The organism is Lacinutrix sp. WUR7 (assembly GCF_016864015.1).
In the GTDB taxonomy this organism is placed as follows: domain Bacteria; phylum Bacteroidota; class Bacteroidia; order Flavobacteriales; family Flavobacteriaceae; genus Oceanihabitans.
Map to the genome: position 1 here is coordinate 3,347,774 of NZ_CP045067.1, position 15,148 is coordinate 3,362,921.

4 protein-coding genes are annotated in these 15,148 nt (G+C 34.6%); 1 reads left to right on the forward strand and 3 read right to left on the reverse strand.

Annotated features, from left to right (window positions below; translation table 11 throughout):
* Nucleotides 1–39: 39 nt before the first annotated feature.
* Nucleotides 40–10,239 (reverse strand): immunoglobulin-like domain-containing protein, encoded by a 10,200-nt coding sequence (locus FG167_RS14660; RefSeq protein ID WP_203458972.1) that lies wholly within the window; start codon nucleotides 10,237–10,239, stop codon nucleotides 40–42.
* 658 nt (nucleotides 10,240–10,897) lie between these two features.
* Here FG167_RS14660 and FG167_RS14665 point away from each other — a divergent pair.
* Nucleotides 10,898–11,971: a hypothetical protein gene (locus FG167_RS14665; RefSeq protein WP_203458973.1), complete on the forward strand. Its 1,074-nt coding sequence runs from the start codon at nucleotides 10,898–10,900 to the stop codon at nucleotides 11,969–11,971.
* Nucleotides 11,972–12,147: 176 nt separating this feature from the next.
* Here the strand turns inward: FG167_RS14665 and FG167_RS14670 are convergent, their stop codons facing one another.
* Nucleotides 12,148–13,605, reverse strand: a complete 1,458-nt coding sequence (locus FG167_RS14670) for a lipopolysaccharide biosynthesis protein (protein ID WP_203458974.1) — start codon at nucleotides 13,603–13,605, stop codon at nucleotides 12,148–12,150.
* 197 nt (nucleotides 13,606–13,802) lie between these two features.
* Nucleotides 13,803–15,092, reverse strand: a complete 1,290-nt coding sequence (locus tag FG167_RS14675; RefSeq protein ID WP_203458975.1) for a glycosyltransferase family 4 protein — start codon at nucleotides 15,090–15,092, stop codon at nucleotides 13,803–13,805.
* Nucleotides 15,093–15,148 lie beyond the last annotated feature (56 nt).

The following is a 15,148-nucleotide window of genomic DNA, read 5'->3' on the forward strand; positions in this document are numbered from 1 at the left end:
CGATAGCTTATTTAGGATTAGACAATACCTTATGCTTTATTAAAACTTAACTACTTTAGTATACGCTTTTTTACCTGCTTGTGATACTTGTACAATATATCCTCCACCTTCTAAATTATTACCAAACTTGTAAACTTCATTTGGATGGAATTCTCCTTGATGTACTAATCTATTATTCATATCAAAAACTTGTATCACTGCCTGATCTGTTGGATTTTCTGTTTTCAATCTTAAATTAAAAACAGTATCTGAAGGATTTGGCCAAGCCGCAACATCAAAGGAGATATCTATTCTTCCAGAAGCATTATTTCGCAATTCAACATGTCCCCAACTAACTTCTGAAACATAATGTATCATGTATTTACCGTTAATTTTTGGAGGTAAATTTGTTGAATATTGATTCGTAAAATCGACACCATTGATTTCTAAGGATACTAATGACCATGAATTTACGATATCAATATCGTCATACGTTTCCCAACAATATTCGTCTGTTCCATTAAAAGAATACGGCACCTGAATTTCAATAGGATCATTACAACTAAGTCCTGTATCTCCTGGATCTTCAAAACCATTGATTTCGAAATGTCCCCAAGGCACATTAGAAATGTAATGGATATAATATTTACCATCAATTCTAGCTGGCATCGTTGTGCTGTATTGATTCAGGTAACTTACACCATTAATCTCTAAAAATTGTAGTTCCCAAGAGTTTACAAAATTGATAACTCCTGAAGTTTCCCAACAGAATTCTCCAACACCTTCAAATACAAATGGCACTGGTATTTCTGCAGGATCACTACAATCTGCTCCATCATTTGGTGCTGGGCAAGGTTGGCAGTATGTATCAGCATTCCAAATTACATTCTTATTACCAGTAATTGATTTACCAATGAAGAAGCCAGTCATATAGGTTGCACTTCCATTATTACCTTTTACAGAAATGGAATTATCATTTGCATGAATACGTGCAATAATCAAGGAACCTTTATTCACCTCAACATCACTATTTGCATATACGGTAACCATATGTCCATCCGAATTAAATAAGGTACGATCGCCAAAGTCTAGTTTTTTATTGACAAGAAGATTGGTACATCCTGAAAATTCTATTGTTGCATCATTAGCTGTTTTTAATTCATCTATATGCACATTAGGCTCTGTAAATGTAACTGTAGCTCCATTTTTAATATTAATCGTACCATAGACACTTCCGTTAAGGGTAGTGCTTGAATTATTATTTATGGTAACATCTGGACTTGCTGAATTAGACTGAATATTATGAACAAAAGGAGGTATTATAGGAGTCGCTGGCTGGTAAATAGCTGTTCCTACCATGCTTCCTCCGTTTATTTGTATTTGTGATGCTTGAGCAAAATCAATGACATTACTAGCATTGTGCAGTTTTATCTTTTTACCAACACCGGTAACACCAACACCACCACTTTGTACCGTGTTACTGTTTTGTAAGTGCACATTATCTGTTGCTAATATGGTATATGCTGAAATTAAAGAACCAGCATCAAATCCTGCAACGATATATTCTACATAAGAAGTACAATTTGTTGCAGAAGTAACTATTACACCATAAGTACCATCTCCAGGAACCTCGATAGATTCAGTTGTTTCTCCATCATTCCATAAATAAGAAATAGCTTCATCACTATTAGCAGTTAAGACTAAAGCTGCTCCTTGACAGAAATCAGGAAGTTCCCCTTCAGAAATAGTTACTGTTGGTATTATCCCTTCAACAGTTACAGTAGCTGTACAAGTGTCTGTAAGACCATTCTCATCTGTAACCGTTAATGTAACGGTATTTACTCCAATAGTATCACAAGTGAATGTGGAAGGCGTAACTTCATAAGAAACAATTCCGCAATTATCATTCGATCCGCCATCCACATCTGTCCCAGTAATAGTTGCAGAACCATTTGCATCCAATTGTACTGTAATGTTTTGACAAACAGCATTTGGATTCACATTATCTTCAACGGTAACGGTTGAAGTACATACGCTGGAATTTCCATAAGCATCTGTAACGGTTAATATTACGGTATTTTCACCAACATTAGAACAATCGAAACTAGTTATATCTGTGTCGTATGTTAATCCGCCACAAGCATCAGTTGATCCATTATTTACGGCATCTTCTGCAATAGTGACATTACCATTCGCATCTAATTGCACTATAATACTCTGACAATTTGGAATTGGTGCTACATTATCTTCCACAGTAACGGTTGCACTACAAGTGGAGGTGTTTCCGTTATTATCGGTTACTGTCAGTGTTACAGTATTTGCTCCAATATTACTACAATCGAATTCTGTATCACTCAATGTAAGACTTCTAATTCCGCAGGCATCACTAGATCCATTATCTACTGCAGAAGCAGTTGTGCTACCAAAACCATTTGCATCTAATTGCACCACCACGTTTTGACATTCTGCTATTGGAGGCGTGTCATCCACTACGGTTACGTTTCCTTCACAAGTAGAAACATTTCCACTGGTATCTGTAACAGTAAGAATCACATTGTTCGCTAGGTCTGTAATTTCAATATCATGATTTCCTAAATTAGTAAAAGTATCTTGCGGGTATGCAATCCACTCTGTAGCAAATCCTGTTTGGAAACTATTAATATTTCCTTGTAATACTGTCTCGCTTCTCACCAAAGTAGTACCAGCTGTTGTATTTGGAGATGCATTCCAACCTCCTGTACCAGGATCCTGACCAATTACTCCAATAATATCAATCGCTCCATCTGCATTAGATAATGCAATTGCGTCGTTTCCATCAAAAGCAAATCCTGCTGTTTGATCTGCTTGGCTTGAACCTGGAGAAGCTCCGAAGCATACTACATACACATCTCTATCGGCAATACTTCCTAATAAAGGGATGTTATATGTAGCTGTGGTTCCACCATCTAGGTAAAACTTAAGACTATAATTTCCTTCGTATAAATTAACACTATTACCAGTACCATTATAAATTTCGATACAATCTGTATTACCAGTTCCATCAATATATTCCGATATAATTAAGGCATCTAAATCTCCTCCAATATCACTACAATCGAAAGTCATTTGTGATAAAGTGATACTTGCAATTTCGCAATTGTCTGTAGAATTATTATTGATATCAGCAATGGTAATTCCACCGTTTCCGTTAGCATCTAATAATACTTGTAAATTAAGACAATCTACAATTGGTGCTTCATTATCTTCTACAGTAATAGTTGTTGTACAAGTAGCTGTTTGTCCGTTTCCATCTGTAACCGTCCATGTTATGGTGGTATCTCCTTTAACAAGTACTTCACCTGCAATGGTTGCCGTTCCGTTTAAGTTATTTGTAATACTTCCATTTGCACAGTTATCTGTAAATGTTGCATCCAACTCATTACCTTGGATGGTATATGTACATTCTCCTAAGTCGGTATCTCGTGTAGTATCTTCAATACAAATAATTACAGGGTCTTCGTTATCTTCAACTGTGATAGTATTTGTACACGTTGCTGTTTGTCCGTTACCATCTTCTACAGTCCATATAATAGTAGTATCCCCTTTTGCAAAAACTTCACCAGCAATTGTTGCGGTTCCATTCAGGTTATTGGTAATACTTCCATCTGCACAGTTATCTGTAAAGCTTGCATCCAACTCATTTCCTTGCACGGTATAATTACATTGTCCTGCATCTGTATTTCGTGTATCATTTGCTACACATGCAATTACTGGATCTTCGTTGTCTTCTACTGTAATTGTAGTTGTACAAGTTGCTGTTTGTCCGTTACCATCATCAACTATCCAAGTAACTACGGTTGCTCCTTTTTGGAATACTGCTCCAGTTAAAGTAGCGCTATTGTTATAGTCATTTATAATGTTTCCATCTGCACAGTTATCTGTGAAGCTTGCATCCAACTCATTTCCTTGAATGGTATATGTACATTCTCCTAAATCGGTATTTCTTAGATCATCTGCAATACAAGTAATTACTGGATCTTCGTTGTCTTCTACTGTAACTGTGGTTGTACACGTTGCTGTTTGCCCGTTTCCATCTACAACAGTCCATATTATAGTAGTATGCCCTTTTGTAAAAACTTCACCAGCAATTGTTGCAGTTCCGTTTAAGTTGTTTGTAATGGTGCCATCTGCACAATTATCTGTAAATGTTGCATCCAATTCATTTCCTTGCACGGTATAATTACATTGTCCAACATCTGTATTTCGGATTCCATTTGCTACACAAGCAATTATTGGATCTTCGTTATCCTCTACTGTAATTGTAGTTGTGCACGTTGCTGTTTGTCCGTTACCATCATCGACTGTCCAAACTACTGCAATAGTTCCTTTTTGTAAAACTTCACCAGCAATACTTGCGGTTCCGTTTAAATCGTTCGTTATACTTCCAGAAGCGCAGTTATCTGTAAATGTAGCATCCAATTCATTGCCTTGTATGGTATAATCACATTGTCCTGCATCTGTATCTCTTGTACTATTTGCTACACAAGTAATTTGAGGTGTTATATTATCCACTACTGTTACTGTGGCACTACAAGAAGAAACATTTCCATTATTATCGGTAACTGTTAATGTTACAGCAACTCCACCTCCAGCGACACTATGACTTCCTAAATTAGAAGCATTGTCTTGTGGAAATTCTGTCCACTCTGTTACTAAGGAAGGGAATCCATATGTATTATCTGTATTTCCGCTTGAAATATTTTCGTTTCTAACTAAAGTTCTGTTTTGCGTTCTAATTCCTGTTGCACTCCAATAAGATCCTGGGTCTTGACCAATCCTTCCGAAGATATCTATTGAAGAACCACCTTTAGTTAATTCGACGGCATCGTCTCCATTAAAAGAAACACTTCCAGATGTTTGATCTGCTTCCGAAGTAAAGGTTCCTGATGCCCCAGTATTACAAATTACAAATACATCGCCATTTGCAACTACTCCTGAAAGTGCAATATTAGATCCTGCATTTGAACTTCCATTAGCATAAACTAAAAGTCTATAATTATTTGCAGCTAAATCAATGGAGCTGCCTGTTCCATTATAAATCTCGATACATTTGTTATTACTTCCTCCTTCAATATATTCGGAAATAAATAATTCATTGATTACTGGAGCAGCACTAATATCGCTACAATCAAAACTATTTACATCAATAGTTGTAGAAGCAATTCCACAGGCATCTGTAGAACCATTGTCAATATCTGATGCTAAAATACTTGCATTTCCTGCTGCATCTAACTCTACGGTTATATCCTGACAAACAACTTCTGGAGCAGTGTTATCTTGCACTGTAACTGTTGCGAAACATGTATTTGAGTTTCCATTTACGTCTGTTACTGTTAATATCACTGTATTGCCTCCTACATTTGAGCAATCAAAAGTTGTAATATCTGTATCAAAAGTTAAACCTCCACAGGCATCTGTTGAATTGTTATTCACAGCATCTTCAGCAATTGTTACATTTCCAGTAGAATCTAGCTCTACCGTAATATTTTGACAAATTACTACAGGATCTATGTTGTCTTCCACAGTTACTGTAGCGGTGCAACTACTTTCATTTCCGTTTGCATCTGTTACCGTTAATATAACTGCATTTGCTCCTACATTAGAACAATCAAAACTTGTAATATCTGTATCGAACGTTAGTCCGCCACAGGCATCTGAAGAATTGTTATTTACAGCATCCTCTGCTATGGTTGCATTTCCGGTAGCATCTAGTTGTACGGTAATATTTTTACAATTCACATATGGTGACACCGCGTCTATAACTGTTACTGTTGTAGTGCACGTAGATGTATTTCCGTTAACATCTGTTACTGTTAAGACTACGGGTACTCCCGAACTAACGGAAGCAATGGTATGACTACCTAAGTTTGAAACGTTGTTTTGCGCAAATTCTGTCCATTCTGTTCCTAAGGAAGGAAATCCTGTTGCGTTATCTATATTTCCTCCTGTTACATTTGGATTTCTAACTAAGGTTTGGTTTGCTGTTTCATTTCCACTAACATTCCATTGCGATCCAGGATCTTGACCTATTTTTCCAAATATATCTATAGCAGCATTAGCACTAATTTTCCATAAAGCAATAGCGTCATCTCCATTCCAATTTACAGCGGGTAATACTGTTGTTGCACCTCCATAAATATTAGCGGAAGAATTTCTATATACTTTAGTAGAACCATCAGTTAGTGATCCAGAAAGGCTACTTGTGGTTGATGGAGAAGAGTTACCATTTGAATATAGACGAATTTCATAATCAGATAGACTAACTGTATTTCCTGTTCCATTATAAATTTCTATATATTTATTAGATGAACTTCCTTCCACATATTCAGAAATAAACAAATCGGAAACTGTTGGACTTCCAGACATTACATCACTACAATCAAAACTAGTTACATCAATATTTGTAGATGCAATTCCGCATGCATCGGTAGAACCATTTTCAATATCTGCTACAGTAATGGAAGCATTTCCGTTAGCATCCAATTGAATAGTAAAATCTGAAATACAATTAACAATTGGTGCTTGTGTGTCTTCTACAGTAACCGTTCGTATTACTTCCACAGCTTCGTTTCCATTGGTATCTATAACATTGTAAGTAACCACGTATGTTCCTTCTACACTAGTATTAACACTAGAGGCATCTATTACAAGGCTTCCTGTAATATCCCCTAAACAATTATCATTTGCAGTTGCTCCTAATTCAATATAAGCTGTACAAGCTTCAATCATTTGTGGATTTGCTCCTGTTAAAGTAATTACTGGAATCGTAGTATCCACAACATTTACCATTCTAGTTACTTCAGCAGCATCGTTATTATTGGCATCTGTTACATTATAGGTTACGATATAAGAACCAACCACATTTGGGTTGACCGTATCTCCTCCAACGGTTACAGATCCTATTGTTAAACAACCATCGGTAGCCGTAGCCCCTTGTTCGTTGTACGTATCGCAAACTTCCAATGTTAGGATTGCATCTCCAGTAAGTGAAATTACTGGAATCGTAGTATCCACAACATTTACTGTTCTAGTTACTTCAGTAGCATCGTTATTATTGGCATCTGTTACGTTATAGGTTACAGAATAAGAACCAACAACATTTGGGTTGACAGTATCTCCTCCAACGGTTACAGATCCTATTGTTAAACAACCATCGGTAGCAGTAGCTCCTTGTTCGTTGTACGTATCGCAGGCTTCCAATGTTAGGATTGCATCTCCAGTAAGTGAAATTACTGGAATCGTAGTATCCACAACATTTACCATTCTAGTTACTTCAGCAGCATCGTTATTATTAGCATCTGTTACATTGTAGGTTACAGTATAAGAACCAACCACATTTGGGTTGACAGTATCTCCTCCAACGATTACAGATCCTATTGTTAAACAACCATCCGTAGCCGTAGCCCCTTGATCGTTGTACGTATCACAAACTTCCAATGTTAGGATTGCATCTCCAGTAAGGGATATTACTGGAATCGTAGTATCCACAACATTTACCATTCTAGTTACTTCAGCAGCATCGTTATTATTGGCATCTGTTACATTGTAGGTTACAGTATAAGAACCAACCACATTTGGGTTGACAGTATCTCCTCCAACGGTTACAGATCCTATTGTCAAACAACCATCAGTAGCAGTAGCTCCTTGTTCGTTGTACGTATCGCAGGCTTCCAATGTTAGGATTGCATCTCCAGTAAGTGAAATTACTGGAATCGTAGTATCCACAACATTTACCATTCTAGTTACTTCAGCAGCATCGTTATTATTAGCATCTGTTACATTGTAGGTTACAGTATAAGAACCAACCACATTTGGGTTGACAGTATCTCCTCCAACGATTACAGATCCTATTGTTAAACAACCATCCGTAGCCGTAGCCCCTTGATCGTTGTACGTATCACAAACTTCCAATGTTAGGATTGCATCTCCAGTAAGGGATATTACTGGAATCGTAGTATCCACAACATTTACCATTCTAGTTACTTCAGCAGCATCGTTATTATTGGCATCTGTTACATTGTAGGTTACAGTATAAGAACCAACCACATTTGGGTTGACAGTATCTCCTCCAACGGTTACAGATCCTATTGTCAAACAACCATCGGTAGCAATAGCTCCTTGTTCGTTGTATGTGTCGCAAGCCTCCAATGTTATAGTTGCATTTCCAGTAAGTGAAATTACTGGAATCGTAGTATCCACAACATTTACTGTTCTAGTTACTTCAGTAGCATCGTTATTATTGGCATCTGTTACGTTATAGGTTACAGAATAAGAACCAACCACATTTGTATCAACTATAGAGTCATCGATATTAATATTTGAGGTTATGTTTACATCACAATTATCGTTTGCAGTTGCTCCTAATTCGGTATATATATCACAAACTTCAATTACTTGAGGGTTAGCTCCTGTTAAGGTTATTATAGCTGCGGTTTCATCTACTACTGTTACTGTGGCATCACAGGTTGCTACATTTCCATTAATATCAGTAATGGTTAATGTAACCGTATTAGGTCCAATATCGGAACAATCAAAGTTTGATTTTGAAACGGACCAAGAATCTAGACCACATTCGTAGGTACTAAGATTTCCTGCATTATCTATTTGCTCTGGCAATAATGTAGCATTTCCATTTGCATCAAGTACTAAATCTATATCTTGACAGTTAGCTATAGGAAGATCGCACGCTGGCATTATATTTATAGCATAATCTTCAACTTCGCCATATGTAAATGTTTCACATGGGTCTGGAATATCATTCCATTTCATAGATACTCTCATAGTTGTAAAACCCAAAAAACCATTAATTGGAACTGTAAAACCACCAGTTACAGGTGTATTCGTAGTTGCTCCTTGCGAAAAAATCAACTCTCCAGAATCCTCAAAATCACCATCAAAATTATAATCCATCCATACCGCATATCCTTCTGGATAAACGGAACCATTCCATGTTGGTGTAATTGAAATAGTATATGTATCTCCTCTTTGTAAATCGGTTGATATGTTTGTAAAATCAGAATATGTTTGTGCACCAGAACTATTATCAATAGTGTTTAATTGTACTCTACTTATAAACTCATCTTGTGTAATTTGCCCCGTTGAAGCACAATTATCTGGAATATCTGAAGTCCCTGTTACACTAACATTTTGGAATGAAGCACCCCCACCAATGTTGGTAATATTACCTGTATAATTTGAATTTGGAGCAGAAGGAATAAATCGAACATATATGTTTGTATTATTTAACGTACCTCCTGAATTAGGAACACTTACAGAATTTCCAAATCCAGAACCAGATGTTAATGAAACTTCAAAATTAGCTGGTGCGTTAACGGTTATGTTTCCAGAATTTAAATTGCTTCCTGACATTACATAGTTTTGCTCAGGAGAGGTATTACCATCCGGTATCACACCAAAACTTAAACTTGTTGGGCTAACCTCTAATAGTGGGCCAGTGTACCCTTCTTTTAAAGCAATCAGAATGGCTCCATTATAATCATTTCCACCACCAGCAAGAATCCCAAGACCTTGCCCTGTTGGACCAGCACTTGGTTTTATATTCCAAGCAGCTCCCATTCCCATATCTCTATTTGCATTAAAAGGTACATCATATAATTCATTAAGAGAGCCTGGATTTGAAGTAGACCATGATGAAATATTTCGATTGTCATCTATAGCTCCAAACATAATAACAGCACTATTTGGTGTTGAAGTAGTAATGCTATTTGTTGTTAAAGAATTATCATTACCAATTTGGTAGGAGCTTAAAGTAGCATTAAATGGATTTGCAATATCAAAACCTGTAAAGGCTACTATTGCACCTTCTCCATCATCTGCATCAGTATCTAAAGAAAAAGAGAAATTTGCTGTTGCTACATCTGCACTGGAAGCAAATTTATATAATAATGTTACTCGAGTTTTTTGATATTGTCTATTAAAAATATTCCCACTACTTGTGTTTCTAATATAGTTACCATTTATTTCTGCCCATCCTGAAGGAGTAATATCACTTAAATCACCACTACCAAAAAAACTACCAGAATCACTAGTTTGCACAACTTGAAGAAACATAATATCTCCAACCTGTAAGCCTGTAGGTTTATTAATTGTTAGGTTTGTAGAAGTTGTTGTTGCAGTTGCAGCTGTTCCTCTTAATTGAATCTGTGCATTAAGTACAGTAAAAGACAAGAATAGAACAATTAGTAGTAAAACTCTTTTCATAATATTTGGTTTGGTTAGTTATAGCACCATAGATTGAAGCGGTTAACTTCAATTATAGTCAGGTATATTATGAGTAGAAGCGGGCACTTACATTCACAGAGACAATAACTCTATGTATTAGAATTATGCCTTTTAAAAAATTCATAACCTAGGTTAGTTATGTTAAATAAAATATTTGTGCTATTAATCGTTCAGAAATCTAATTTATATTAAACTGTTAAAAAAATGCCTTATTAATTATTTTTTTCGATGTTTTACACTATTAATTAGTTTAAAAGTTAAATTTTATAAATTATTAATTGTTTTTCATCAATTATACTATTAAAAATTACATTTTAATTTAAATCCCTTCATTTTCATATTTATTGTAGGAATAATTTATATTTAAACTAGATTTTACAGAAATCATTATTCTAATTGTAAAAGACATTTTTCTAATTCTCCAACCATTACTTTTTTGTGTTATTATATGCATCAATTACACACAGTAATTTTTATTTCTGGTTCATTAGGCTATCTTAATTATCTGTTTAGATAAAAATGTATAATTGTAAAAAAAGAGAAGACCTCTTTGTTATCAAGGAGTCAAACAACACCAACCCTTTTTGGCACGATGCTTGTATTTCTCTTAGTAAGTTCAATTTTAAAACTTACAATTATGAAACAGATATTAGCAATTTTTACAGCAATCCTTTTTACGGGATTTACTGCAAACGCAACCCCAACCACCACACTAGATGACGATATTAATACCAATACAGCTTCGAGAGGTTATGGAAATTCTTTCATATTTGTAGAACAAGGTGTTGAGTTTTCCATCTTTCCAGACGGACAGTTTGATTTTTACATGAACAATCAAGGATCAAACATCAACGTGTCTGTAAATCATGGTAATACAAACATTAGTTTTAACACTGGTTATGATTATGATGCGTATGTACAATACGATGAATTTGGAGCAATAGTACAAATAGAACATGTTCCTGTTTTTTACGATTATTATGGTCGTGTAAACCAAGTTGGTAATGTTTTTATTAACTACAACAGCTTTGGTTATGTAACACAAGTTGGAAGTTTATATGTACATTATAATAGATACAACCGTTTTACGCACCACACTGGGTTTATAAACGTATACAACCGTTTTTATGTGTATAGACCTTGGCATGCACATTTTAGAATTCCACTTTTTAGTCATTGTGTAGTTTACAACAGACCTTATAGACAACATTACAGACCTATTAGATACCAATACACGAGACCTTTTACAAATAACTACAGACGAACTTCTGCCGTTGCTAGTAGACGTGGAAACACTATTACCAGAAGAAGTGAATTGGCAACTAGAGGAAATGATAGACCTAGAAACACAGTAGCTGCAAACACGGTTAGACCAAGAGGTTTAGCAACAACGCCTAGAAGTACGAATACTACAAAACCTAGAACAACATCAAATCCTAGAAATACAGTATCTACAAAACCTAGAACAACGTCAACACCTAGAGGTACTGTTTCTACGAAGCCTAAAACAACATCTAGTCCTAGAAATACAGTATCCACAAAACCTAGAACAGCATCAAAGCCAAGAAGCACAGTGTCTAGTAAGCCTAGAACAACATCTAGTCCTAGAGTAAACACATCAAGCCCTAGAAAAAGCACAACAAAAATTGTTTCAAGAAGTACAAAATCTAGTAGCAGAAGCGTTGCTTCTAACTCTAGAAGTAGAAGATAAAAAAAATGGTTAGTTAGTTGAAGATCCTATCACAAGTTTGCCCCAAAGCAACGTGATAGGATTTTTTTTACCATAAATACACCTTTCGGTTTATTCTCAAAGTACTTTCATTGAAAATATATTTGCATCTTAACAAATGCTAAAAGTATCCTCCTAATTTTATTAAATTGAAAGGTTTACTTAATCTTTAATAGCTTTTTTATTAGTGATGTAATGTCACTAGACAAAGAAAACTGAAGTACAACAAAACCATAAAGCATTGCTACTAATGTACTTTTTATTGCAATATTAAGTATTGGATGAAAAGGGAATTCCCAGAAATAAAATCCTAAACAAAGCATTATTATCAGCACTAATGTATACCCAGTCTTTTTTGTAAAAGGATGGATTTTAAATTTTAAATTTACATACCACAATTTTAAGGCATCATATATAGTAAATGCTATAAGACTTGCTATTGCAGCTCCTTCTATTCCATACAAAGGAATAAGAAAATAATTTAATCCTATGGCAAGCAAAACAATACAAAAACCAAAGGTTAGTATGATTCTGTAATAATCCGAATTAAAAATAATAGCACTATTGTTTCCTAAAAGATTATCTACCAGTTTTACAATAGAAATTATAAAAACAATGAATAACCCCTGACTATATTCTGGATTCATCAACATGTATAATTGATTGATATTCACGATAATGAGCACAAAAATAAAACCTCCTATAATAAATAAATTGATAGAACTCTTTTTGTAGAGTTGTGCTAATTCCCGATGGTTTTTATTATTTAAATACGAAGCGGTTAAAGGGTTTATTATTTGTTGCATTGCTCGAGAAGGAACTGCAATTACAGTAGCGATAAAAATAGCAACACTATAATATGCAATGTTTTCTATTTGAATAAGTTCACCAATCATAAACTTATCTAAATCTAAAAGAACCATAGAAACAGAACCCGCAATTATTATTAGGAAACTATATTTTATAACCGTTAGATAATCGAAAGATTTAGTAAAGCTTAACTTTGGAAAACGTACACTAAAAGCATAAACCATCATGATTAGCATTCTAATAATATACACTATGGTAACTGCGTAAATAAACTCGTCTACCGTCAGTTTTTTAAAGTAAACTGCAAATAGCAAAGTCATGGTACCCAACCTATGAAATGCTTCACGCATAAAATTACCAAAAACCGATTTAAAGTGAATTTTGCTCCATGAGAAAAAGATTTCAAAATAAGCAAAAGCAACAGCTAATACATACATTAGCCATGTATAGTCTTTAATTATTTGGTTTTCTTTAGCTAGCCAATTGGAAATCGTTTCGTAAAAAAGAGAACCTAAAATCCCAGCAGGAATAATAACCAATAAAGGTAAAAACAACATGAAAGTTAAAAAGTTGTTTTGAAGTCGCTTTGTTTTATATGAAGAATAGAATTTTATTAAGGTATTATTTACACCAAATATAAGTATTGGCATCATTAAGTTTGCTGTAGAAAGTACAAATACTACCAAACCAAAATAATCGGCAGATAAAAATGCGGTATATAAAAACAAGGTATTAATTGCTCCAACACCAAAACCTAAATAGGTAACGATGGTGTTTTTTATAGATTGTGAAGCAACTATTCCCATAAATATTTATAAATAACAAATATCAAAAACTAAATTCCAAATTCCAAAATTCAACTCGAAGTCGAAAATACACTAATTAAAATCATTTTTTTTCAAATGTTTCTCTCTGTGAAACTCTGTGCATCAATTTTATTTCAATTTAAAAAATTGCAACAACTTTTCGATTATTGTTTTTTATTTTGAACACGGAACACTGGTTATTTCTTATGAATTAATTCCCCCAATGTACTTGTTAACGCTCTCCTACTATATTTTTGCAATCCTATAGCATGCGATTGTAATGTGTTTTCTTGAAATGCTTTAAAGTGCGTCAAAATTACGCTTTTTAAGTTATCATAATCCGAATAACTAAAATAGTTTCCGGTGTTGGTTTCTGCAATTATTTTTTCGACATCCGATCCCTTTGGGCCCAATGCAATTATTGGTCTTTTAGAAACCATATATTCAAATAGCTTTCCAGGAATAATGCATTTTGTTTCTTCGGAATCGATTTCAATCAATAATAATACTTGCGATTCTTTTTGAAACGTAGTAGCCTCATTGTGAGAAACATATCCTACATTATTTAAACAATCAATTAATCCGTAGATTTCGATACTTTTCAGCACGTTTTCACTAACGGCACCTACCAGTTTTAACTGAAAATGTTTCTTGAAAGCTGTATTTTCCGCTCTTAATTCCTGCAGTACTTGCCATAAAACTTCTGGATTTCTTTTTGCTAATAGAGAACCAATATGTGCTAAAGTAAACTTTTTATCTAAAGTAATACTGTTCGTTTTCTCTACATCATACCCATTTGTAATTACTGCAATTGGTTGTTCTGTTTTTTCCTGAAACTCCTTTTTTGTCACATTACTAGTAACTATAATTTGGTCTGCGGTTTGCAAAACCTTTTCTTCTAAAGCAATGTGTTTTTGCTTGGCTATTTTAGTTAACTTTAGTTCTTTTTGATAGCCAATGGTAGTCCAAGGATCTCTAAAATCTGCCAACCACTTCACTCCTAGTCTTTCCTTTAGTTGCATACCAATAAGGTGTAAACTATGTGGCGGACCCGTTGTAATAATAGTATCTATTTTATAATCACTTATATATGTAGAAAGATAGTTTACAGAAGGTTTTACCCAGTTTTTACGTGCATCTGGAATAAAGAAATTACCACGAACAAAAAGCATCAATTTTTCAATAATCGTTTGCTTTTTCTGCTCCGGAATTAAACCTTTACTAATTGACTTGGCGTTCTTTTTAGATAGAAAGCCCGCAAACTTATAAGGCTCGCTAATAGGCTGTTTAATAATGGTTAGCTCTTTGGAAACCTCGTTTATTAAACTTGTATCTATTAAAGGATAATTAGGATTTTCGGGAATATAAACAATAGGTTCTATATCAAACTCAGGTAAATACTTTACAAATTTTAGCCATCGTTGTACTCCTGGACCTCCTGCTGGTGGCCAATAATAGCTAATAATAAGTACCTTTTTTTTATTCATTATTTTATTCCTTCGGAGGCAGGAATCTCATAAATTAAACCATATAGTTCATTCCT

Coding starts and splice junctions, on each gene's coding strand:
- FG167_RS14665 (WP_203458973.1), top strand. CDS start 10,898: ATGAAACAGATATTAGCAATTTTTACAGCAATCCTTTTTACGGGATTT.
- FG167_RS14660 (WP_203458972.1), bottom strand. CDS start 10,239: ATGAAAAGAGTTTTACTACTAATTGTTCTATTCTTGTCTTTTACTGTA.
- FG167_RS14675 (WP_203458975.1), bottom strand. CDS start 15,092: ATGAATAAAAAAAAGGTACTTATTATTAGCTATTATTGGCCACCAGCA.
- FG167_RS14670 (WP_203458974.1), bottom strand. CDS start 13,605: ATGGGAATAGTTGCTTCACAATCTATAAAAAACACCATCGTTACCTAT.